Source organism: Corynebacterium sp. KPL1814, from assembly GCF_000478175.1.
Lineage (GTDB): Bacteria > Actinomycetota > Actinomycetes > Mycobacteriales > Mycobacteriaceae > Corynebacterium.
Window position 1 is genome coordinate 256,258 of sequence record NZ_KI515776.1, and the last position, 22,750, is coordinate 279,007.

General features: G+C 60.7%; 22 protein-coding genes and 1 tRNA gene. 18 read left to right on the forward strand and 5 right to left on the reverse strand.

Annotated features, from left to right (window positions below; all coding sequences use genetic code 11):
• Positions 1 to 346 precede the first annotated feature (346 nt).
• Both HMPREF1257_RS07325 and HMPREF1257_RS07330 read left to right on the forward strand, forming a co-directional pair.
• Positions 347 to 1,276 carry a DUF418 domain-containing protein gene (locus HMPREF1257_RS07325; protein WP_023024952.1) on the forward strand — a complete coding sequence of 310 codons (930 nt, stop codon included), beginning with the start codon at positions 347 to 349 and terminating at the stop codon, positions 1,274 to 1,276.
• A 1-nt stretch (position 1,277) separates the two neighbouring features.
• A complete protein-coding gene (locus HMPREF1257_RS07330) occupies positions 1,278 to 2,483 on the forward strand; it encodes a trypsin-like serine protease (protein ID WP_023024954.1) in 1,206 nt (401 codons plus the stop codon).
• On the opposite strand, the gene HMPREF1257_RS07335 is transcribed toward HMPREF1257_RS07330, so the two are convergent.
• Positions 2,480 to 3,508 carry a prephenate dehydrogenase gene (locus HMPREF1257_RS07335; protein WP_023024957.1) on the reverse strand — a complete coding sequence of 343 codons (1,029 nt, stop codon included), beginning with the start codon at positions 3,506 to 3,508 and terminating at the stop codon, positions 2,480 to 2,482. The genes HMPREF1257_RS07330 and HMPREF1257_RS07335 overlap by 4 nt on opposite strands.
• Before the next feature lie 39 nt (positions 3,509 to 3,547).
• Here HMPREF1257_RS07335 and HMPREF1257_RS07340 point away from each other — a divergent pair, with 39 nt between their 5' ends.
• The 4 genes from HMPREF1257_RS07340 (at position 3,548) to HMPREF1257_RS07355 (ending at position 4,920) form a co-directional block, all read left to right on the forward strand.
• Positions 3,548 to 4,027: a tRNA adenosine deaminase-associated protein gene (locus HMPREF1257_RS07340; RefSeq protein ID WP_023024959.1), complete on the forward strand. Its 480-nt coding sequence runs from the start codon at positions 3,548 to 3,550 to the stop codon at positions 4,025 to 4,027.
• Positions 4,014 to 4,490, forward strand: coding sequence for a nucleoside deaminase (locus tag HMPREF1257_RS07345; RefSeq protein ID WP_255342566.1), 477 nt, complete (start codon positions 4,014 to 4,016; stop codon positions 4,488 to 4,490). Before HMPREF1257_RS07340 ends, HMPREF1257_RS07345 begins: the two co-directional genes overlap by 14 nt.
• Before the next feature lie 47 nt (positions 4,491 to 4,537).
• Positions 4,538 to 4,738, forward strand: coding sequence for a CsbD family protein (locus HMPREF1257_RS07350; RefSeq protein WP_023024963.1), 201 nt, complete (start codon positions 4,538 to 4,540; stop codon positions 4,736 to 4,738).
• Between the two features lie 94 nt (positions 4,739 to 4,832).
• Positions 4,833 to 4,920: transfer RNA gene (locus HMPREF1257_RS07355), tRNA-Ser, on the forward strand.
• Between the two features lie 39 nt (positions 4,921 to 4,959).
• On the opposite strand, the gene HMPREF1257_RS07360 is transcribed toward HMPREF1257_RS07355, so the two are convergent.
• Positions 4,960 to 5,463 (reverse strand): hypothetical protein, encoded by a 504-nt coding sequence (locus HMPREF1257_RS07360; RefSeq protein ID WP_023024965.1) that lies wholly within the window; start codon positions 5,461 to 5,463, stop codon positions 4,960 to 4,962.
• Positions 5,464 to 5,583: 120 nt separating this feature from the next.
• On the opposite strand from HMPREF1257_RS07360, the gene HMPREF1257_RS07365 reads away from it, so the two are divergent.
• From HMPREF1257_RS07365 to tgt, 9 genes are all read left to right on the forward strand, one after another.
• Positions 5,584 to 7,479, forward strand: coding sequence for an HtaA domain-containing protein (locus HMPREF1257_RS07365; protein WP_034659496.1), 1,896 nt, complete (start codon positions 5,584 to 5,586; stop codon positions 7,477 to 7,479).
• Positions 7,480 to 7,489: 10 nt separating this feature from the next.
• Positions 7,490 to 8,536 (forward strand): hemin ABC transporter substrate-binding protein, encoded by a 1,047-nt coding sequence (locus HMPREF1257_RS07370; protein WP_023024969.1) that lies wholly within the window; start codon positions 7,490 to 7,492, stop codon positions 8,534 to 8,536.
• Positions 8,517 to 9,566, forward strand: coding sequence for an iron ABC transporter permease (locus tag HMPREF1257_RS07375; protein ID WP_023024971.1), 1,050 nt, complete (start codon positions 8,517 to 8,519; stop codon positions 9,564 to 9,566). The genes HMPREF1257_RS07370 and HMPREF1257_RS07375 overlap by 20 nt, the downstream gene beginning before the upstream one ends.
• A complete protein-coding gene (locus HMPREF1257_RS07380; protein WP_023024973.1) occupies positions 9,566 to 10,360 on the forward strand; it encodes a heme ABC transporter ATP-binding protein in 795 nt (264 codons plus the stop codon). The genes HMPREF1257_RS07375 and HMPREF1257_RS07380 overlap by 1 nt, the downstream gene beginning before the upstream one ends.
• Entirely contained in the window at positions 10,353 to 11,402 is a 1,050-nt protein-coding gene (locus HMPREF1257_RS07385; protein WP_023024975.1) for an HtaA domain-containing protein, read from the forward strand. The genes HMPREF1257_RS07380 and HMPREF1257_RS07385 overlap by 8 nt, the downstream gene beginning before the upstream one ends.
• Positions 11,403 to 11,582: 180 nt before the next feature.
• Complete coding sequence (locus HMPREF1257_RS07390; protein WP_023024977.1) at positions 11,583 to 12,224, forward strand: heme oxygenase (biliverdin-producing); 642 nt, start codon at positions 11,583 to 11,585, stop codon at positions 12,222 to 12,224.
• Between the two features lie 86 nt (positions 12,225 to 12,310).
• Complete coding sequence (locus HMPREF1257_RS07395) at positions 12,311 to 13,171, forward strand: HtaA domain-containing protein (protein ID WP_023024979.1); 861 nt, start codon at positions 12,311 to 12,313, stop codon at positions 13,169 to 13,171.
• A 228-nt stretch (positions 13,172 to 13,399) separates the two neighbouring features.
• Positions 13,400 to 16,039 (forward strand): MMPL family transporter, encoded by a 2,640-nt coding sequence (locus tag HMPREF1257_RS07400; protein WP_023024981.1) that lies wholly within the window; start codon positions 13,400 to 13,402, stop codon positions 16,037 to 16,039.
• Positions 16,036 to 17,292 carry a tRNA guanosine(34) transglycosylase Tgt gene (gene tgt, locus HMPREF1257_RS07405; RefSeq protein ID WP_023024983.1) on the forward strand — a complete coding sequence of 419 codons (1,257 nt, stop codon included), beginning with the start codon at positions 16,036 to 16,038 and terminating at the stop codon, positions 17,290 to 17,292. Before HMPREF1257_RS07400 ends, tgt begins: the two co-directional genes overlap by 4 nt.
• Here the strand turns inward: tgt and HMPREF1257_RS07410 are convergent.
• On the reverse strand, positions 17,268 to 17,960 hold the full coding sequence (locus tag HMPREF1257_RS07410) for a queuosine precursor transporter (RefSeq protein WP_023024985.1): 693 nt from the start codon (positions 17,958 to 17,960) through the stop codon (positions 17,268 to 17,270). The two genes, tgt and HMPREF1257_RS07410, sit on opposite strands and share 25 nt — an antisense overlap.
• 24 nt (positions 17,961 to 17,984) lie before the next feature.
• Between HMPREF1257_RS07410 and gluQRS the strand changes: the two genes are divergently transcribed.
• The 3 genes from gluQRS to HMPREF1257_RS07425 are packed head-to-tail and all read left to right on the forward strand — an operon-like array spanning position 17,985 to position 20,823.
• A complete protein-coding gene (gene gluQRS, locus HMPREF1257_RS07415; protein ID WP_023024987.1) occupies positions 17,985 to 18,878 on the forward strand; it encodes a tRNA glutamyl-Q(34) synthetase GluQRS in 894 nt (297 codons plus the stop codon).
• 13 nt (positions 18,879 to 18,891) lie between these two features.
• Positions 18,892 to 20,484 carry a sodium:proton antiporter gene (locus tag HMPREF1257_RS07420; protein WP_023024989.1) on the forward strand — a complete coding sequence of 531 codons (1,593 nt, stop codon included), beginning with the start codon at positions 18,892 to 18,894 and terminating at the stop codon, positions 20,482 to 20,484.
• A 3-nt stretch (positions 20,485 to 20,487) separates the two neighbouring features.
• Positions 20,488 to 20,823 carry a hypothetical protein gene (locus HMPREF1257_RS07425; protein WP_005276440.1) on the forward strand — a complete coding sequence of 112 codons (336 nt, stop codon included), beginning with the start codon at positions 20,488 to 20,490 and terminating at the stop codon, positions 20,821 to 20,823.
• Here HMPREF1257_RS07425 and HMPREF1257_RS07430 read toward each other — a convergent pair.
• Positions 20,820 to 21,068, reverse strand: a complete 249-nt coding sequence (locus tag HMPREF1257_RS07430; RefSeq protein ID WP_005276443.1) for a hypothetical protein — start codon at positions 21,066 to 21,068, stop codon at positions 20,820 to 20,822. The genes HMPREF1257_RS07425 and HMPREF1257_RS07430 overlap by 4 nt on opposite strands.
• A 25-nt stretch (positions 21,069 to 21,093) precedes the next feature.
• Positions 21,094 to 22,635 (reverse strand): molybdopterin-dependent oxidoreductase, encoded by a 1,542-nt coding sequence (locus HMPREF1257_RS07435; RefSeq protein WP_023024992.1) that lies wholly within the window; start codon positions 22,633 to 22,635, stop codon positions 21,094 to 21,096.
• Between the last annotated feature and the right edge of the window lie 115 nt (positions 22,636 to 22,750).

Sequence of the window (22,750 nt, forward strand, 5' to 3'; positions counted from 1 at the left end):
CTACTGTGGCAGGACGAGATCTAAGCTGATAAGGCCAAGATTGATGCGGTTGAAAAGAAGCTGCTCGCTAACCCTGAAGTCGCGAAACTGGTTGATCACCTAGGCACGGTTGCATCTCCCTCCGTCGCACGGTGAGGCCGGGAAAGTGGGTGCACTCTTCTGTGGTCGGCGGGAGAGTGGGGCGGCAGGATTAGCCGGGGTAATAACGGCATTTATAAGACACAGGGCATGCAAACTGTTGATACAGCAACCTCCCAGACTCGCGTTGTAGAAAAAGAGAGTCGTTAAAAACATGGGCCGTGGTGGAGACCGCTGCGTCCCATCACATCGTGAAGGAGAGTGCTAGGTGAGTACATCATCGCGCATCGTCGGGCTGGATTTGGCTCGTTCACTTGCCATTATTGGCATGATTATTTTGCACATGGCCTCGTTGGTATGGAGTACCAAGGTCATATTGTCGGGCCTTCCGGCCGCCCTATTTGCCATTGTCGCCGGCGTGACGATGATGCTCATTGGCAAGAACTATTCCGTACAGACACTGCTGCGCCTGATTGCCCGCGGCGCCATCATTACGCTTATCGGACTGGCACTGCTTCCGGTCGGCGGGCAGATTCAGGTCGTGCTCGTTGCCATGGGTATCACCATGATGGTGGTCTCCTGGGTACCACCGCTGAACGTGCGGTGGAAGCTGGCCCTCTTCTTCGTCGCCGCCATCGCCTCAACCGTGCACTACGCGCCGTTTACCCTGCCGCAGGTCTATCCGTTGCTGGCCTGGATCGCGTATTTCATCGCCGGCATGCTGCTCTTTGAGGTCTACATCCGCCCAGGTAGCTTCCGCACGACGCTGCAATGGATTGTTACCGCGGTCAGCGCGGTGATTGCCGCGGTTGGCACCTACTTCCGCTTCGAGCCGGATATTCCCGGCTGGCTGCGCTTTACCGGCCACACCGGTGTCGCGGGCGAAATCCTGCTCTCCGTTGCAGTGGCTGCCGTGGTGCTGCACCTGTGCCTGCTCATCGGCAGCGCGGTACCCAAGCTCGTCTACCCCTTGGCCGCAATGGGCACGATGTCCCTGACCGTGTATGTCTTGCACGTGCTCTCCGCTTATTACTGGCAAAGCCACATCTCACTGCACAACACCGCGTGGGCGTGGGCATTTATTGGGCTATTCCTCGTACTCGCCACCATCTGGCGGAAATTCCTGGGTCAAGGCCCGCTTGAAAAGGCCGTCTCCTCCGCCGTTAAACTTGCCGTTCCTGCTGGAAAGAAGGACTAACATGTCGCGTAAAATTGCTACCGCTTTGACCACCGCTGGCATCATCGGGTTATTGGCCGCCCCCGCCAGCGCCCTTGAGCACGGCGAACCCGCCCCCGATAACGCCGAGTCCCAGACCGTCGCCGCTCTCAAGATGGGCCGCATAGGCAACTTCGGCGACTGCACCGGCACGCTGGTGGACAAGCAGTGGGTGCTTACCGCCCGCCACTGCCTGCAGTCCGTCAATAACGAAGGCACCCAGGCCCGCCTGGGAGGCAAGGTCTACGACGCGGATTCGTGGGCGCTGTCCCCGCTTTCCGATGCCGGATTGCTCCACCTCACCGAGCCCGTCACCGATATCAAGCCGGCCAAGATCTCCACCGATATTCCAGAGACCGGCGACCTTGGCACCCTGTACGGATGGAGCAGCAGCTCCTCCATGGCGCGCAAGGGCCAGCTGCCGATGGCAGAGATGAAGGTCTCCGAAATCCTGGGCGGCGGCCCAAGCGATGACTCCGCACAGAAGCCAGGCGCCGACAAGGAAGCCCCTGAAGGCTACGAGTCCGTGCCCGCTGAGGAAGCCATGCCGGGCCTCAAGATGCCGGGCGGCTCCAAGCCGGATGCAGACATGAAGGTCCCTGAAGGCTACGAATCCGTGCCGGCCGAAGAGGCCATGCCCGGTCTCAAGATGCCGGGATCTGGTTCGGGATCGGATAAGCCCAAGGTGGTCTCGCCGGGTGCCACCAAGCCGGGCGCCGAGCAGCCGCAGGTTGTCAAGCCAGACGGCAACGGTGGGGAAGTAATGCAGCCTGGCCAAGGCGGCATGGCCCCGATGATCAGCAGCCCGATCCTCGATGTCCACTCCACCGGTAATGCCGGCATGCAGGGCGGCGATTCCGGCGGACCGTTCTTCGTGGGCGGAAAGCTTGCGGGCCTAGCTACCGCGGGTACGTCCAATGCGGACCCGGATTTGCCCTCCCCAAGCGCGGCTATCACCACGCTCGCCGGCACCAAGGACTGGGTAGACGGCGTGATTAGCGGCAAGGATAAGGACGCCATCTTGACCGCGGAGACCACGCCTACCCCGCAGGCAACGCCGCAGACCAGCGGTGACCGCCCGTGGATCTACTTCACGGTAGCGGCCATTGGCCTTATCGGTGCCGCGGCGGCTGCGCGCACCTTCGCTACCGGTGCTGGCAACGGTGCCGCCCGCACGTCGCGCCGTTAAAAAATCTCGATGCGCCCGCCCAAGGATTCGGTCTGGCGCAGCTGCGCCACCCACTTCGGGCCGCCGGGGTGCAGGCGCAGCACCGGGCGGGAAGAAATCTTGACCGGGGAGACCGATTCCTTGCGCGCGCCCGACCTGGCCTCGATGCGGGTGCGGGCGCGGTAGCCGGCATCGGCAAGCTCGGCGATGGAAGGCTCGGGGGCGGCGAGCTTCTCCCGGGCATCGTGAAGCAGCTCCAGCGCCTCATCCAAGGCCTCCACCAGAGCCGGGGCATTAGTCTCGCACATCTGCCGCACGAGATCCGGGCGAGTGCCTGCCACCCGGGTCGCATCCTTGAAGGAACCGGCAGACAGGGACTGCGCCAAAATGCCGCCATTATCGCCCACCGTGGCGAGGGTCTCCGCAAAGATATGCGGCAGGTGGGAAATGCGAGCGACCGCCGCATCGTGGTTGGCCACGCGGATGGGCACGGCCTCTGCATGCACCATCTGGGTCATGCGCACGACGTCCGTAAAAGTCTCAATCCATTTCTTGGGAATCTTTTCCCCGCGCGCCTCATACTCGGCGGCGTAATCGTAGGTAATGCCCCACGCTGCGCGGCGGAAAAGCCCCGTTTGGGAGTGATCCCACCCAGATTTCGAGGTACCCGCCATGGGGTGCCCGCCCACGTAGCGATCCTCCATGCCGCGGTCACAGACCTGCTGGCGCACGGGAGTCTTTACGGAGACCACGTCCGTAATGCCGCAGCTAGGGGCGTGTTCCTGAATGGCATCCAAGACGCTGCCCACCGCGGTCATGGGAACGGCGATCACAATGAGCGCCTCTTCAATCTCGGCGCGGTTAAGCACCGCCGGCAAGTCATCATTGACGTCAAAGCCCTGCTTGACTGCGGTGCGGGCGGCGGACGTCGAGTGGTTGTATCCGAATACGTCGTGGTTATAGCCGGCGAGATCGCGCAGCAGGGAACCGCCGATGAGGCCGAGGCCGATAATGCAGATGGGGCGTTGAACATCTTGAGAACTCACGGTGACAATTGTGGCACAACACGACTAATCTCACGAGGTATGAGCAACGAAAACTACTCTTTCGCGGTTACCGTCGCCCGCAACGAGGGACAATGGGTCGTGCGCAGCTTCGATGATGACTTTGAGGATCCGCAAACCTCCATCACCGCAGTGCGCTCCCTGCGCTCCGAAGGCGCAGCTTTCGCCCTTCTCTGCGTCGAAGACGCCTACTTCATTGCCGTGCGGCCCGTGCCCGGTGGGGTGAAAATGTTAATTTCAGACGCCACCTACGGCGTTGACGATGACTTTGCCGCGGACTTCATGGAGCTCAATGACTACGAGATTCCAGACGTGGACCCGGAAGAGGCTGACCCCTACGGTGAGGGCGATTTCGATATCTTCGCTGACCTGGGCCTATCCGAGGACCAGGTGGGCTACATCATCGACGATGAGGACGATTGGCCCTCCGACATGCTCCTGCGCATCGCCGGCGACCTGGGCTTTGGGGATGAGCTAGAAGACGTCATTGATAACGCCTAAGCCCCTGCAGCGCGCGCAGGAACGGATGCGGCGCGCCCTCGCGGTGGCGCGCCAGACCCCCGCCGGGGATGTGCCGGTTGGGGCGGTGCTTTATGATGCCGCCGGCCGCGAGCTCGCCACCGGCGTCAACCGCCGCGAGCAATTGCGCGATCCCACCGCCCACGCCGAGGTCGAGGCGATCCGCCAGGCGGTGCGCATCCATGGCGATGGCTGGCGCTTGACCGGCTGCGAGCTCGTGGTCACCTTGGAGCCCTGCGCCATGTGTGCCGGCGCCCTGCAATCCGCCCGGGTGAGCTCGCTGGTTTTTGGCGCCTTTGAGCCGAAGACGGGTGCGTGCGGCTCGCTTATCGATGTCCTGCGTGCCCCCACCGCACCCTTTACCCCTCAGGTCCGCGGTGGCGTTTTGGAAAAGGACTGCGTGGCGTTGCTAGAAAAATTCTTCGCCACACTCCGCGAAAAGTGAGTATAGTGGCTGGCACACTGTAAGCGACTCATTTAAGGAGAGAGAAAATGGGCGATTTGGAAAATAAGAAGGACGACCTCGCAGGCAAGGCAAAGGAAGCTGTCGGCGAGGCAACCGGTAACGAAGACGTAGCCAACGAGGGCAAGGCCGACCAGGTCGTTTCCGATGCTAAGGACAAGCTGTCCGATGCTGCAGACAACATCAAGGACAAGGCTAACGACATCATCGGTGGCCTGAAGAAGGGCTAATTTTATAGTCTCCTTCATAGCGAAATCGCTGCGCCGGCTTAATGCTTGCGCAGCGATTTTGTTGCATCGGGGGTCCTCCCGTAATCTGGAACGCGGTGGCGTGTCCGAGCGGCCGAAGGTGATCGCCTCGAAAGCGATTGTTGGGTAACCCCCAACCGCGGGTTCAAATCCCGCCGCCACCGCGCAAGGCCCCGACCTGTTAATGCAGGTCGGGGCCTATTTTAGTTTTTCTCCGCCAGGGAGATATGGGGTGTTGGGGTAGCTAAAGCGTCCTGCTTTGGGCGTGCAGCCCGCGCGCGGCGGCGCTGCAGGGTGGGGAGGAACCACGTTGCGATGGCCGCGATGACAGCAATAATGCCCGCGCTCCACGCGAGGTATTTCACGGGGGTAAACCACCACGCCAGGGCCGCGATTATTGCGATGACGATCCATACGGCGGGCACGAGGAGGCTGGGTTGTTCGGCCCACGGTTCCCGGGGGAATCGGCTGCGGGCCTCTGCGCGGATGCGGCGTGGCGTTTTACGGGCAAGTGCCAAGGAACAGGCAACCACAGAGGCCAAGCCGATACCGGCGATGAGCAGGTTGCCGCTTACGCCGCCGAACATAAATACGCCGACGGAAAGAGCTAAGGATAAGCGTTCACCAATCGTGAGTGGGAAGTTCTGCGTGGGATCCACATCTGGATAGATGCTGGTGAAGATGTCTTTGCGGGGGTCGTTTTGCATTCTTTGCTTCTTATAGGGGTGGTTTATTGACAATCGGAAGAAGTTAGGTCAGGATACACTTACTTCACTAAGGCAAGCTTAGCCTATATGATTTTTAGGCACGAAAACAAGGTTCTTAATATGATTGGAAAACTGTGTAAGTCGGCGTTCGGCATCATCGTCGCTGCTTTTCTCGTCGCGGCATTCGCCCCACTTCTGTCATCTGCCCCAGTTGCCCACGGAGATGAATCCTGCACATGGAAATGGGGCATCAAGCAGTCATTCCGCAGCTACGTCAAAGGCAATATCGCCCACGGTGGATGGGGTGCCAATGGCATTGGCTTCACAGGCGACGAACAGGGCGATGGTGCGTTCGTCTTTACCCCAGGAAAGCCCGATGCGTCTGGTGGAAACGTCACGATACCGTTCAACGGAACGCTGAACTTTACCGGCCACGATGGGGTCCTGGACATGACGATGTCGGACTTCAAGGTCAAGGCCTCTGGTAAACAGGCGCAGATTTCCGTGGACTACGTCTCCTATGAGATGAACCGCCAAGACCTCAGCCGCGGTAAAAAGATCCAAGGCAATGATGAGGTAATCGCCACCATTGATCTGGCCAACCCCGTCGAAGATGGTGCCGGGAAGGTTGATTTGTCTGGATCTACCGCTCTGACCTCCGGCGGGGCCAAGCTATTTACCGGCTTCTACCAGCCGGGCGAAGCCTTAGATCCGTCCTCTGGCAGCATTGCGCTTGATGGCTCGTGCGCCGGATCTGGTTCCGGATCTGGCTCCGGTTCCGGTTCCGGTGAGAACCGCCCATTGACGTCTATTACGGGTTCCTTCACGGGCTTTAACAAGGAAGCCATGGACATCCTGTCTGAAACCAATGACACGATGAACGGGATTACTACGTTCATGGGCAATACCCAGGCGTTCCTGGATGAGTTGGAGTCTTTCAACAATCGGGGTGGATCGAACTCGAATTCGGGTGGTTCCACTTCGGGTACGTCGAACTCCACTGGAGGAAACTCAGCTTCTACTAACTCTGCAGCGGGAAATCCATCACCGAGCAACTTTGGTTCGGGCGGAGGCGGCGGTGCCTCAGGAACTGGCAAAGCAGCGGGATCTGGTCCTGCGCACTCTGGATCTGCGAACTCCGGTGCCCCGAGCTCAGGTAGTTCGGGCGAGGAAGGATCTGGCGGGGACGATGCCGTCTGTGAGGCCACTGGTGTAACTCAAGCCACCGCTCAGTGGGGGTTAAAGAAATCCTTCCAGTCCTATATCACCGGATCCATTGCTCAGGGCCGATGGGATCTCTCTGGTGTTGGCTATGACAATGGGCGTTTCCAATTCACGGGTAACTCCGGTGCCGTAAAAGATGGCGCGGGCTCCGTGCAATATGGCGGAAGCATGCAGTTCACCGGGCACCACGGCAAGCTGGACCTCAACATCGCCAACCTGGAAATCACCTTTAACGGCAATTCTGGCGAGCTTATCGCTGACGTGCGCTCTTCCAATATGGAAGGCAAGAAGAAAGACTTTGGACGCACTGTTATTGGCACCTTGAACTTCAATTCCCTCGACGTCGGCACGGACGCCGTGTCCGGTGAAGCTGCGGTATCGCTTTCTGAAGCCGGTTCCCAGGCACTCGCTGAGTTCTATGAACCAGGCACCCAGTTGGATCCGTTGAGCTTCCACGCCACCTTGGGCGGAAGCGCTGATTGCGGCGCCGTATCCGGTGGCGGCAGTTCTAGCTCCGGTTCTGGATCCGGCGGATCCGGCGGATCTGGCGCAGGCGGAAATGGAAAGGGAACTCCTGGTTCCAAAGGCGGCGCGCATGCCGCAGCCGGGGACCCAGTGCTAGCCGGTGACTCGGGGCAGGGATACGAGGACGGATCGAACAAATTTAAGGTCAAATCCGCGACGTCTCCCGGCGGGAGCCTAGAAAACCCGACCACCTATCTACTGCTCTTCATCGTCGGATTGATCATCGCCGGTGGTTCCACCAGCCGGCTTGTCATGAACAACTCTTAGAAAGATTGCCGTGAAACTCGTTCTTCGTTTCCTCGTACCATTCCTGTGCATCTTAGGCCTTACCGCGTGCGGTGTGCAGGGAAGCTATACCGATCAGCTGCCGGATCCCGCCGATCTCTCGGACCCCAGGTCCTTTGAAGGCGTCAGTGACGTCAAGGACTTTGACGATATCGAGCCGGTTACTGATAAGGCAGAGCCGGCGCTTCCGGTGGAGCTTACCGATGCCGATGGTAATGACGTCACCGTCACCGATGCCTCCCGCATCCTGGCTTTGGATATCTATGGCACCTATACCAAGACCCTTAGCGGCTTGGGGCTTGCGGATAATATCGTCGGCCGCACAGTTTCTTCTACCGAGCCTAACCTGGCGGATCTCCCGGTGGTGACCGAAGGCGGCCACAATATCAACGTGGAGGCGGTGCTGGAGCTGCAGCCGACGCTCGTCATTGCAGACCATTCCATTGGCCCGCGCGATGCCATCGAGCAAATCCGCGCGGCGGGTGTCACCACCGTGGTGATGGAACCTGAGCGCACGATCGATTCGGTGGGCGAGGACATCACCACACTTGGCGATGCCCTCGGCCTGCCCGACGAAGCACGCGAGCTGGCGGATCGTTCCACCAAGGAAATCGACGAGGCAAAGGAAGCCATCAAGGAGTTGGTTCCCGATGATCCGATGCGCATGGCGTTCCTTTACGCACGCGGAAACGGTGGCGTCTTCTTCATCATGGGTGATGGTACCGGTGCGCAAGATCTGATTGAAGGCATCGGCGGTGTGGATCTGGCTGCAGAAAACAACCTTTCCCATGCGGAACCGGCTAATGCTGAGGCGCTGGCGCGCATCAATCCAGAGGTGATCATCATGATGACCAATGGCCTGGAATCCACCGGTGGAATTGACGGCTTGCTGGAGCGGCCCGGCGTTGCTCAAACCACCGCCGGCCAAAAGAAGCGCATCGTGACCATCCCGGACGGCCAGTCGTTGGCATTTGGCCCCATGACTGGGCAAACGCTGGTGAAGCTAGCAAAGGCTGTGTATGACCCAGACAATGAGTAAGGGCACGGACACCTTCGCGCGCCGACGCACGCAGCGCACTTGGGTATTCGTACTGCTGGGGATCCTCACCGTTGTCGCGGCGCTCATCTCCGTCGTGCTGGGGCAATACTATGTACCGCTGTCTGATCTCTTTCCCATTTTGGCAGCTGGCCACGGGGAGGATTCCTTGACCGCAAGCGTGGTATGGGACATCCGCCTACCGCGTTTGGTCTTGGGGCTTGTGGTGGGCGCGGCCTTGGGCGTTGCCGGCACGCTGATGCAGGCGGTATTTGCCAACCCCTTGGCAGAGCCCTCCATTATCGGCGTTACCTCCGGTGCGGGCGTTGGTGCGGCCGTGGTCATCGTCTTTAATATCGAGTTCTTCGGCACCTTTACCGTTCCCGCCGCAGCCTTTCTGACGGCGCTGCTGGTTACCTTCATTATCTATCAGCTTGCGCGCCACAACGGACGGGTTGCCGTGGTGCACCTGATTCTTACCGGCATCGCCATCAATGCGGTATGCAACGCCATCATCTCTTTCATGGTGTACCTAGCGCCGACCGCCAACCGCGAAGCGATCATCTTCTGGCAGATGGGCTCCCTCAACGGCTCACAGTGGAAACACGTCTGGGCGGTACTGCCCATCGTGGTGGTTGGCCTCGCAGTGGCCTTGCGCCTGGGCAAGCAGTTGGACGTCCTCGCGCTCGGCGAGTGCGCCGCCGCACATACCGGCGTGAACGTGCCGCGGCTGCGCATCGTGGCGATTGTGGCATCGGCAGTGCTGACCGCCGCGGCCGTTTCCTTCGCCGGCCTCATTGGCTTTGTGGGACTTATCGTTCCCCACCTGCTGCGCAGCATCGTCGGACCAGAAAACCGCATCCTGTTGCCGGCTTCCGCCCTTGGCGGTGCTGTGCTCATTGGTTTCGCCGACGTGGCAGCGCGCACGATGATTCCCTTTGCGGATCTTCCCATCGGCATTTTCACCGCGCTGGTGGGTGGGCCAACGTTCTTCATCTTGCTGCGCCGCATGATGCGCAAAGGAGTGCACTGATGATAAACGTCAAAGACTTAACTGTTCGCGTGGGGGAGCACACCCTCGTGGACCAAGTGTCCTTTACCGCCCACGCGGGCGAAGTTACCGGGCTCATCGGTCCTAACGGCGCCGGCAAATCTACGGTACTTGCCGCTGTCGCCGGAGACATCGATTATTCCGGCGAGATTACCGTGGGTGGGTTATCGCCCAAGGCTCCACCGCGGGAGCTCGCACGCACGCGTGCGGTGATGCTCCAAGACGTCTCGGTGTCCTTCGAATTCCTCGTCCGTGATGTCGTTGCGATGGGGCGCCGCCCGTGGGAAGGAACTGCCTACGCAGACCTTGATGATGACTTTATTGACTCAGCCCTCGATGCCGCCGGCGTCGCGCACCTAGCGGGCCGAGACATCAGCACGCTGTCTGGCGGTGAGCGCGCCCGCGCGGCCTTCGCACGGGTGCTTGCCCAAAATACCCCGGTGATCTTGCTGGATGAGCCAACGGCCGCGCTGGATATCCGGCACCAAGAACAACTGTTGGGCTCAGTAAAAGCCCTTGCCCGCGAGGCAGGCGTCGCCGTCCTCGTGGTGCTGCATGACCTCAATGCGGCAGCAGCATATTGCGATCATCTCGTATGCCTGTCGTGCGGGGGATTAGCAGCCCAAGGGCGCGTAGATGAGGTCTTTACCAGTCCCACATTGTCTCAAGTGTATGGCTGGCCGATATCCGTCGAGGGGCTGCGGGTACATCCGCAGCGTGCTACGCCCACCATCAACCCACTCTTCTCACACAAATTGGAGGATTTCCATGTTTAAGAAAGTAGTGGTCACCGCTCTCGCGGCGACCGCACTCACCGTGCCGCACGCTTCTGCGGAAGAAACTTGCACCATCGAATCTGGTTCCTTGAACTGGGGAATTAAGCACTCGTGGCGTTCCTACCTCAAAAGCGGCTTTGCTGCTGGTGATTGGTCCACTAGTGGCCCAGTGACGCAAACCGGTGATCCTAAGGGGAAGGATTTCTCTTTCGGCTTCGAGGTCGATCCTGAAACCTCTACGGTAACGGTAGATGAGGAGGGCAATGTGGTGTCGTCCAATATCGAGAGTAAAGACTCCTCGATCACGTTTACCGGTCACCACGGCGCTCTACATTCCACGGTTGTGGCACCTTTTATCAAGACCTCCGGTAATGAAGCCCAGCTCGGTTCCGGCTACGAGGTCTATCACGTAGAGGGTAAGAATATGCTTCAATACACCGAGGACGATCACATCGACGCCAATAAGCGCACCGGGGAAGGGATCTTTGGCCACGGCACGGCGCAATGGACCAAGGAGGGTGATACGCTCACCCTTTCCGCCAGCGATGTGCGGTACAAGGAGCAGCAGGGAACAAAAGATGGAAAAATCGAGGGCGTAGACCAACTTTTCATGGGCATGTATAGCTCGGAGAACAAGCCTGAGCTTGATGATGCCCACCTAACCCTCAAGGTCTCCCCTGGTTGTGGCCAGAAGAAGGAAGAAACGCCGCAGGATCAGGAAAAGCCGCAGAATGAGCCTGCTCCCAAGCCGCCGGTAGCTTCGCCGGAAAAGGAAGAGAAGCCACAGAGTCAGCCACCAGCGACCTCGCAGACTCCGGCACCGCCGAAGGATCCGGAGACTCCAAAGACCCCTGAGACTTCGGAGCCTAAGAAGCCGGGCACTGATAAGCCAGAGAAGGACACTCCCTCCGGTTCTAGCTTTGCCAAGGTGTGGAACTACATCTTGGGCGTGGCAACCATTGGCAGCATGTTTGCCATTCTTGGGCAGGCCTTTATAAAGTCGGGCGCCCTTGAGAGCGTGCGTGCTCTTCTCCATTGGTAATAGGTGGTCAGCTAAGCGCGTCGTGATGGCAGCCGCATCCTAATGACGCGCGCACCGCAGGCGGTGGGGTAGGGAGTTAGTTCTTTTGGTTGATTTCTCCCCACAGGCCTTGTAAATAAGGATTGCCTAACCTTAAATTTAATTTTAGACATTAGGTAAGCATTACTTTGGAGGAAGTCAGTGACTGTGACGCTTAAGAAACCATTATCCGCCGCATTGCGCGAGGAGACCGCCCACGCTCACGAGAACGCGGAGGGTTCGGCGTTTATGCAGCGACTTATGTCAGGTCAGCTGAGCGCTGAGGCCGCCGCCGATTTAAGCGGCCAGCTGTGGTTTGTCTATGAGTCTCTGGAGCGTGCAGTCCGCAGTGTGGCGCATACTCCAATCGCCGGAGCGGTGGCCGATCCACGCCTTGAGCGGCGCTTTGCTCTGGAGGCGGATTTGGCGGCGCTCGTCGGTAGCGACTGGCGCGAAAAGATCCGGATCCTGCCGGCCACGGCATCCTACGTCGCCCGCCTAGAGGCGGTATCTGGCAGTGCAGCGGAAGTGGTGGCCCACCACTATGTTCGGTATCTCGGTGATATCTCCGGCGGCCAGGTGATTGCCGCGCGCCTCGGCACGCTTTATGACATCGAACCGGATGCACTGAACTTTTATGACTTCAGTGCCATCGGCAAGATTCCGCCGTACCGCAAGGGCTACCGCGAACGCCTGGATAGTCTCATGCTGACTGCGGAGCGGCGCGAGGCTTTGCTCTCGGAGGCGCAGCGCGCATTCGCTTTCAACTCGGGGATCTTCGCCGAGCTTGATAAGCGCCACTGATTTACTTTTTCTAATTTTCCAATTAAGGTAAGGCTGGCCTAATACTTTGGGCAAAGCTTCACCACTGCTCTCAAGAGGAGAAATTCATGAAAACAACATCCGTCATCGCCGTTGGAGCGGTTGCACTCGGCGCCGTCACCGCACCGGTAGCCTCTGCCGATGAGGCTCCAGCCGATGTCCCCGCCGTGGAATCCGGCCAATTGAACTGGCCCATCAAGGAATCCTTCATTCACCACGTGGACACCAACCCGCTTGCCAAAGGCATAATCAATACCACCGAAGGCGCGGAGAAGGTAGGAAAGGACTTCACCTTCCCGGTCGATGCGGCCCACACCACGCTGGATGCTGAGGGAAACGGCACTATTGGCACTCAGGGATCCGTGCAGATTCAAGGCTATCCAGGCTTCGGCCCTAATGGTTCCTACGGCGTCGATCTCACGTTCTCGGATATCAAGGTAGAAGTAGAAGGCCAAAACGCCACCATTACTGCGGATTATAAACTTACGGGCGCCTCCGGCCCGCTTAAGAACAAACCGGTTGAATTGTCTGGCGATGACGCCGCAATCTCTACCTTCACGCTTACTGAGCCCTTGGTGCCGGAAACCGGCAAGTCCTACGCCACAACTGATGCCCCCACCTCGTTGACCCAGACGGGCTCCGACATTTTCTTGGGCAAGTACTCAGTGGGGCAGCCGCTTGACGATGCCAACTCGGATCTCACCGTGGCATTCGACGGTGCCTCCGAAAACGCTAAACCATCTGACCAGGTAACCCCAGAAAAGAAGCCTTCGGGCGACAACGCTGCAGCCGATGGCTCCTCTTTCCACGGTTCTTCCTTCGGCACACTAGGCGAGACCATCGCCGCTGTTATCGAGCGGGTAAAGAAAATTGGCGCCTTCTTCTCTGACCTCGTTCTTCCTGGCCTGAGCTTGTCAAAGTACGTTTAAACAGCGAGCGCTCTCTCGCGGCCGTATTGCCTACGCCGCTCCGCCGTGGCCACCCGATCTAGTCCTTGACTGCATCGGGCGGCCACGGTTCTTTTTGGCCCGCCGCCTTGGCATCGTCTGTGAATACGGGCTGCCCGGCGGCTAAGTAATAGGGAATAAGGGGCACGGCAACTACACTAGGGCGAAGTTAAATCCGTCCGACTACGCGAATGCGAAGGTACATTTCCCGTGGCTAAACTCCTCTACCGGCTCGGGCGCTGGTCTTTCCTTAATAAATGGAAGGTCATCGTCACCTGGGTGGTCCTGCTTGCCGCCGCCGGCGGCGCTACCGCCTTGTTGATGAAACCGATGACGAGCGAGTTCGCTATCAAAGGCACCCCGTCCATCGATGCCACCTACAAAACGATGGATCTCTTCCCGGAAGGCGGCAATCCCGCCAACTCCCCATCGGTGAACTTGGTCTTCCAGGCCCCGGAGGGCCAAAAGCTCTCAGATCCCGCCAATGAAAAGGCCATCAAGGCGGTCATCACCCACCTCGAGGATAACCTGGAGATGGGCGATACCATGCGTTTGGGCAACCCCCTTGAGGTCTCGCCGCGGCTGCAGGATGAGGTCATCCACCAGTTCACGGAGATGGGGCTGCCGGAATCGTCCGCGCATGCCGATGCCGATAACCTCGCCATGGTCAACGAAGACAAGACCATTGCCTATACCACCTTCAACTTCGATGCCGAATCGCCCTATAGCGTGGACCAAGCCGATAAAGACATCGTGACGGAAGCGATGGACATCGGCAGGCAGCAGGGGCTTACCGTCGAGGCCGGCGGCGCCGGGTTTGGCGATGAGATTCGGGTTAACTCCACTTCCGAGATTATTGGCCTGGGCGTGGCCTTCCTCGTCCTCATTTTTACCTTCGGCTCCCTGGTCGCTTCTGGAATGCCGTTAATTTCGGCCGTCATCGGAGTCGGTCTGGGCGCATGCGGCATGCTGATTACCACGCACTGGATAGAGCTCAACAACATGACGCCGGTGCTGGCCATCATGATTGGCCTGGCGGTGGGCATCGACTATGCGCTATTTATCCTGTCCCGCTACCGCGCCGAGCGGGCCCGCATGTCCGCCCCAGCGGCCGCAGGTATGGCAGCAGGAACGGCGGGCTCGTCCGTGGTTTTCGCCGGAACCACCGTCTTTACCGCGCTTTTTGCCCTGCTCATTGCGCGCATCGAATTCCTCACCGCCATGGGGCTTTCCGCCGCAGCAACCGTGGCTATCGCCGTCCTTGTCTCCCTCACACTCATCCCCGCGATGCTCGGGCTTTTGGGGGACAAGGCGTTTAGCGGCCGCATCCCCGGCGTGGCCGGCAACCCTTCCCGCAAGGGCAAGGCGCGCCGCGGGCCTACCATGGGCCATCGCTGGGTACGACTGGTACAAAAGGTGCCCGGCTTGGCGATGGCCCTCGTCGTCCTCGCCCTCGGCGCCATGACCGCCCCCGTGCTTCACATGGAGTTGGCGCTGCCTGCCGATACCACCTCGAATCCCGATACCACCCAGCGCAAGGCTGCCGACCTGATGGCCGAGGGCTTCGGCCCCGGCGTCAACGGGCCGTTCCTCGCGGTTGTCGATGCCCACACCATCAACGCCGATTCCGCCGCACTCGCCCCATTGGTGGCGGCCCAGGGCGGAGAAGCCGAACCCGAAGAAGGTGCCGGCGAGCCGCCCGCCGAAAACCCGGAGGATCATGCGCCCGATAACGCGCCTGGGCCCGCGCCCAACGGGGCGCCCGATCAGCCATCGGACCAGCCAGCTGACCAGCCCGGCGATCACCCCGCGGACCAGCCTGGCGACCAGCCAGCGGAGCCGGAAATCGCCCCCGTCGCAGAGGTCGAGGACAAGGAAGACGCCGCCGCGCCGACCAGCGCCGAAGACAAGGCAGCGCTGGCGTCCTTCCTCTACACCGCGGATCAATTGAAGACGCTCGGCGGGGTAAAGCATGCACAAATCGTTTCGCTCAGCGAGGACCAGCGCTCGGCACAAATCATGGTGACTCCGGAAACCTCGCCAACGGAAGCCGCAACCATTAATGTTGCGCACGCGCTGCGCTCCGCCACCAAGGAGATCGAAGGCACCACCGGCACCGAGATCGGCCTGACAGGCCTGACCGCCGTGCAATTGGACATTACCGAGCGCTTGCGCGGTGCGATGGTGCCGTACCTCAGCATCGTTGTGGGGCTGGCGATCGTGCTGCTACTCGTCGTCTTCCGATCCCTCCTGGTGCCACTGGTGGCGGGCCTCGGCTTCCTGCTTTCGGTGGGCGGCGCCTTCGGACTGACGGTGCTGGTATGGCAAGACGGCCTGTGGGGCCTCGTCCCGGGCCCCGGCCCGCTGCTATCATTCATGCCGATCTTCCTCATCGGTGTGACCTTCGGCTTGGCCATGGACTACCAGGTCTTCCTGGTCACCCGCATGCGCGAGCACATTGCGCGGCATCCGAAGGGCACGTCGGGACCCTATAGCGCCGTCGATGAGGCCACCATCACCGGTTTTACCCAGGGCGCGCGCGTGGTGACGGCCGCGGCCATCATCATGATTTCGGTCTTCGTGGCCTTTATCAATCAGCCGCTGCCGTTCATCCAGATCTTCGGCTTTGCCTTGGCGGCGGGCGTGCTTTTCGATGCCTTCTTTGTCCGCATGACCCTCGTCCCCGCCTCCATGTTCCTCATGGGCCGCGCTACGTGGTGGATGCCCAAGTGGCTGGATAAGATCCTGCCCACCGTAGACATCGAAGGCACCGCGCTTGAGGAAGAATGGGAAGCACAACACGCGGATGACGGCCAGAAGACCAGGGAAGAAGAGGAAGAAAAGGAATGAAGGACTTAAGTTTCGACATCGATAAGCGCCTGCCCGAAGGCCCCGGCAAGCATGGTCGCAGTGGTGTTATCCACACCCCGCACGGCGATATCGCCACCCCGGCGTTTATCCCAGTGGCGACCAAGGCCACCGTGAAGACACTGACACCGGAGCAGATTCGCGCCACCGGAGCGCAGGCCATTTTGTCCAATGCCTATCACCTCTACCTCCAGCCGGGCCACGACATCGTGGACGAGGCCGGCGGCGTGGCGAAATTTGAGAACTGGCACGGGCCGACCTACACCGATTCCGGCGGATTCCAGGTGATGTCTTTGGGCGTGGGCTTTAAAAAGGTCATCGCCATGGACTTGGCGGATCTCACCGAAAAGGATATTCGGGCCGCGAAAAGGGAGCGCATGGCCAAGGTGGATGAGGAAGGCGTGGACTTCCGCTCGATTATCGATGGCTCCAAGCACCGCTTTACGCCCGAAAAGTCCATGCAGATTCAGCACGGGCTGGGCGCAGACATCATGTTTGCCTTCGACGAGCTGACCACGCTCATTGATTCGCGCACCTACCAGGAAGAATCCGTCGCCCGCACCCACCGGTGGGCGCAGCGCTGCCTGGAAGAACACGACCGGCTTACCCGCGAGCGCTACCACCGCCCGAAGCAATCGCTGTGGGGCGTGGTGCAGGGCGCGCAATACGAGGACCTGCGCCGCCAGGCCACCCGCGGCCTCTTGGACCTGGACCGCGCCGCGCGGGAGAAGGGCCAGCGCGGTTTCGGCGGCTTCGGCATCGGCGGCGCGCTGGAAAAGCAGAACCTCGGCACCATCGTGGGCTGGGTCTGCGATGAACTACCGGACGATAAACCGCGCCACCTGCTCGGCATCTCCGAACCCGATGACATCTTCACCGCGGTCGAGGCCGGCGCCGATACCTTCGATTGCGTCGCGCCGACCCGCCTGGCTCGCCGCGGTGGCGTCTACACGCTCGATGGCCGCCTGAACCTCACCAATGCGCGGTTCAAGCGGGACTTTAAGGGTGTAGACGAGGAGTTCGGCGGCTACGTCACGGAGAACTACTCGCGCGCCTACTTGCACCACCTGCTCAAGGCGAAGGAATTTTTGGCCGGCACGCTGTGCACCATCCACAACGTGGAATTCATGGTGCGGCTAGTAGATAATATCCGCGCCGCCATCAACGGCGGCTACTACGAGGACTACCGCGATGAATTCCTGGGCCGCTACTACGCGGCGTCGAAGGCGCGGTAATCCTCGCGCTTTTTCACCAGCTTGATAACAGTGGAGGTAATGGGCAAGAGGACGACCTCAATCAGCGTCTTCCACACAAAGCCCACCACCACGTAGTTGATGAAACCGCTCGTGGTGTCGATGCCGATGACGGGCGCGGCGATGGCGCAAAACAGCAAGGTATCGCCAAACTCGCCCACCACGGTGGAGGCAATCAGCCGGGAGAAAAGGCCCTTTTCGCCGCTGCGCTTCTTCATCGCGGTCAGCGTCCACGCGTTGAGCAGCTGGCCCACCAGGTAGCCGGCCAGGGAGGCCAAAACGATGCGCGGCACCAAGCCCAGCGTGGCGGCGAAGGCCTCCTGGCCCTCATAGAAATCCGCCGCGGGCAGCCAGATGGCGATGTAGAAACACACCACAGCGAGCAGGGCCATCGCAAAGCCGATGTAGATGGCGCGCCGGGTGGACTTGAAGCCGTAGCACTCGGACAAAACGTCGCCGACGATATAGGCCAGCGGGAAGAGGAAGAAGGCGCCGTCGGTCACGAGCGGCCCGAGCTGGACGCCCTTGGTGGCGTTGATATTAGAAATCAAAAACGTCACGACGAAGATCGTGACGAGCCAGGGATAGAGAGTGGAATGAACGGGGATAAAACGCACTTGAGAGGAGGGGGATTTTTCCATGCCCACCATTGTGCCAAACCGTATGCTGGGAATATGAATTCCGCGACCACCGGGGCGGGCCGCTACGCCCCGAGCCCTTCCGGCGACCTGCACTTTGGCAACCTCCGCACGGCGCTTCTCGCGTGGCTCTACGCGCGCTCGACGGGGCGCAGGTTTGTGGTGCGGGTGGAGGACATCGATAAGCAGCGCTCCTCCCGCGCGGCGGCCGAACGCCAGCTTGCGGACCTTGCGGCCCTGGGGCTGGAGTGGGATGGCGAGGTCATTTACCAGCAGGATCGCGATGCCGCCTATGCCGCGGCGCTCGAGCAGCTGCCGGTCTACGAGTGCTACTGCTCGCGCAAGGATATCCGCGAAGCCTCCCGCGCCCCGCACGCCATCCCCGGCCAGTACCCGGGCACCTGCCGCGCGCTTTCCGATGCCCAACGTGCCACCAAACGCGCCCAGCTCGCCGCCCAAAACCGCCAGCCGGCGCTGCGCCTGCGCGCCGATGTCTCCACCTTCACCATCCATGACGCCCTGCACGGCGATTACACCGGCGACGTCGATGATTTCATCTTGCGCCGCGGCGGGCAGGACGGCGGTTGGGCCTATAACCTGGCGGTGGTTGTGGATGATGCCTACCAGGGCATCGACCAGGTGGTCCGCGGCGACGATCTCTTATCCTCCGCCCCGCGCCAGGCTTATCTTGCTTCCTTATTGGGGATTGCACCGCCGAGCTACGTGCACGTGCCGCTGGTCCTGAATACCGCGGGCAAGCGCCTGGCCAAGCGCGATGGCGCGGTGACGATGCGGGAAATGGGGGAGCAGAGGGGCATCGTCAAGCAGCTGGCGCAGTCTTTGGGCTATGAGGCGGAGACCGCCGCCGAGCTCCTCGCGCAATTCCGGCCGGAGGAATTGCGCCGCGAGCCGTATATTTGGCGTCCGTAATACTATCGAGCCCATGGAAGTTTTATTGGTTCTCATCGGGCTCATGCTGCTGACCGTCTTCGTTGTTGCGATCGGCGATAGGGTCGGGCTGCCCTGGCCCGCGCTGCTGACGATTATTACCGCCTGCGCCGTTTTCGTGCCGGGGCTGCCGCAATTCGACATCCCCACCGAGCTCATCCTTCCCATCTTCTTGCCGCCGCTGCTGTGGGCGCTGGCGCGGCGCACGTCCTGGGGCGTGATTCGCGGGCAGTGGGTGACCATCCTGAGCCTGTCCGTGCTCCTCGTTGTCGCCACGACCCTCGCCGTGGGCGCGACCGCCTACGCCTTCCTGCCGGGAATTAGCATCGCCGCCGCCATCCTCATCGGCGCGGCCATCGCCCCGCCGGACCCCGTGGCCGTGGATGCGGTGGCCGAGCCCGCCGGCATCCCGCGCCGCATCATCACTACCCTGCAAACAGAGGGGCTATTTAATGATGCCGCCTCCATCGTCGCCTTCCACCTCGCGCTTGCCGCTGTGACCCAGGGCGGCGATATTTCCTTTGGCAGCGGCGTGCTGAGCTTCCTTTATTCGTCCGTCGTCGCGCTTGCCATTGGTTGGCTCATCGGGCGGCTGACGGCGCTGTTTATTACCCACGTCCACGATGTGGTCGCGCGCAACGCTTTGACCTGGGTGGTTCCTTTCGCCACCTTCCTCGTGGCCGAGGAATTGAAAGCCTCCGGGGTTATCGCCGTGGTCATCGCCGCCGTCGAGCTCAACTCGCGCGCCGATATCCAGGCCGAGGACCGGCTTTCCGGCCAGTCATTCTGGGAGACCATGGAGCTGCTGTTTACCGGCGTCGCGTTCGGCCTTATCGGGCTGACGGTTAATACGGCCATCGCGGAGGTCGGCTCGGATTTGTGGCACTCGGTTATGGTCGGCGTAATCCTCTCGCTGGTAGCCTTCGTGGTGCGTTTCGTGTGGATGTTCTTCTACTACCGCCTCAACGTCTCGCGCGGGCGCCCGCACGTTGCCCCGCTGCGGATGCAGGAGGTGCTGCTGATGACCTGGTCCGGCATGCGCGGCCTGGTGACCCTGGCGCTGGTTCTATCCATTCCCACCGGCGTCTTCGCCTTCCACCACGAGCTGGCCGTTATCGCCCTGACCGTCCTGTTGGTCACCATGGTGCTGCCCGGCCTGCTGCTGCCGTGGTTGATGAGGCAGCTCGATCTCACCGAGGCCTCGCAGGCCGCCAACGATAAGATGCGCGCCGCGGTGGTCTCGCGGGCGCGCGCCGCCAGCATCGATGCGCTATCGCAATTCCGCCCGGAAGACGATGCCACCGGCGAGGCCGAAACGGTCGATCCGGAGATTTCCGCCAACGTCATTCAGTGGTTCGAGGACCGCCTGGGCGATGGCGAAAACCCCGCCGAGAATAACGATATGCGCAAGCAGCGCGCCGAGGAGGCCCGCCGCGTCGCCCTGGAGGCCCGCCGCACCGCGCTGAACGCCGCGCAGAGCGAGCTCTTAGTCCTGCGCAAGGATCGGGCCTTCAATCCGGCCATCGTGGATGAGATACTGGAAGAGATCGACCGCATGGTCATCGGCACTAATCACCGGGAGATCTAGCCCATGGATCCACAACACTATGCCGAGCTCGAGGACGCGATGGACTACCTCTACGATTTCCTCGATGAGGATTTGGCGGACCGCGTGCGCGCCGAGCGCGAGTTCGTTCCGGCGGGCTTAGAAAGCTTGCTTGCCGATGACTCCCTCGACGACTACGTCTGGCTCTGGATCAAGGATTCCGGGCCGAACGGCTTCCGGCAGTACCTGCGCGATGGCGGTTATTCCGAGGCCGAGGTGCGCCAGACCTTTGCCTGGGCGCGCAGCGAGTGGGGCATGAATACCCCGCCGCATATCGCGTGGCTTAAAGAGGACGGCTACGAGCCACCGCGCATCGACTAGGCGAGGCGGTACGGCCCCGCCTTGCGCACCGCCGCATCGATGACCTCTGGGTCCACCGTGACGGACTCGGAGTGCTTGATGACGACATCCGCGGTGGCCTCCCCGGTCATCTCGAAGGTGGCTTGGCCCATTCCCGTATCGGCAAAGATGCCGTAGAGCTTTTGCAGGCACTTGCGCACGTCATTGTCGTTGCGGACGCCTTCGATGGCGATGCGGGTTTCGGTGACGGAAGATTTATCAGTCATAGAAACAGATTCTAATCCTTCGGTGTTAGATGCGGCCGTTGAAGGCCTGGAGCGCGGAATCCTCGCGGGTGCCGCCGCGGCCATCGCCGTAGTCGGCGTAATCACCAATCCAGGCAATGCGCGATACCCACTTCACGGCCTTATACCCGTGGTTCGACTCCACGCGGGCGCGCACTGGGGCGCCCAAGTGCAGATCGATGTCCTGGTCATTGCGCGAAATCGCCAAAATGGACTGATCTTCCATGGCGGTCTCGATATCGAAGGCCGCGTAGAAAGGCTCGCGCGGGCGGTTATCGTACATCTTTTGCGCCAAGCCATAGGACTCGATGAGCACGTAGTTGGCGCCTTCGGGGCGGGGGCAGAGTAGCTCGAGGACATCGGCAAGCTTGGGCCCTCCCCACTTGGAGGTCGCCGACCACCCCTGCATGCAGGTATGCGTGGCGATATAAGACGTCTGCGGCAGCTCCCGCAACTGCTCAAGGGTGACGGTCTTTTCGGTGCCGTTGACATCATCAGCCACGGTAATGGCGTAATCCTGCCAGCCATTGCGCTTGTACTCGGTCCACTCAGGGGACTCCTTCTCCGTCGGCGGCAGGCCGTTGGTCCAGTGGAAGGAGGAAATGGGCATCGGCGAGTCCTTGGTCTCCTTGGGCTTGCGCGGGTGGAAGTGATTCAGCGAAAGCTTGCGGCCGATTTCGGTGAACGAGACCAAGAAATTATGCGCCCGGGCGCGGTCTGCCAAGGTCCAGTAGGACAGGGCAATCCAGAAGATGATGACCGCCACGATGGTGATGACGACGGTGGTAAAGGCCTGCACATAGCGCTCGGTGGAGACGTCGCCGAAGACGATGTGGACCATGTTGTGCTCGCGGTGCACGAAGAAGACCAGCACCACGTGGACCAGGATGAACGCGGACATCAAGACCATGCCGATAAAGTGCAGTGAGCGAGCGCCCTGGTGCCCGCCCAACATCTTCACGAACCACGGGAAACGCACGCGGATGGCCGGCGACATGCCCAGACCGGTCACCATCATGAAGGGCGCGACGATGAAGATGACGAAGGCGTAGGCAAGCTGCTGGAGGGCATCGTAGGGCGTGAAGTGCTCGATGCCGGGCGCGCTGAGGCTGATATAGACCTTGAAGGTATCCCAAGCCTCCGGGATGATGTCCCAGGACGTGGGGATGAGGCGCTGCCACAGGCCAGTGGCAAAGAGCAGCACGACATATACCAAGCCATTGAGGACCCACAGCATGACCGATAGGCCGTGCCAGTGGCGGCCGAGGCCCACGTTTTCGCGGCCCGGCAGGGTCACCAGCGGCGACCACGAAAGCTCGTCCATCAAAGAGGTATATACGCCCTCTTCCTTGGGCAGCTTGCGCTTGGTAAATCGCAGCCATTCGGTGCCAGGGGCGCAGTCATTGCGCCACCACAGGCGCGGCATGGAAGAAAGCATTTCCAGCCCGGAGCGCAAGAGCATGCCGATGAGTACAAAGTTGATGAGGTGCGTCGCGCGAAGCCACAAAGGAAAATCGGGGTTTTCGCCGAGAGCCAAGACATAGTCCATGGGGGAGAGCGTCCTAGTGAGATAGTTTATGGGGAAAGGAACTATCTCTATTTTGACGGGTTTTCACGGATTAAACAAGCAGGCTGTAGATATGCGGAAATCCCGACCCTTTCGA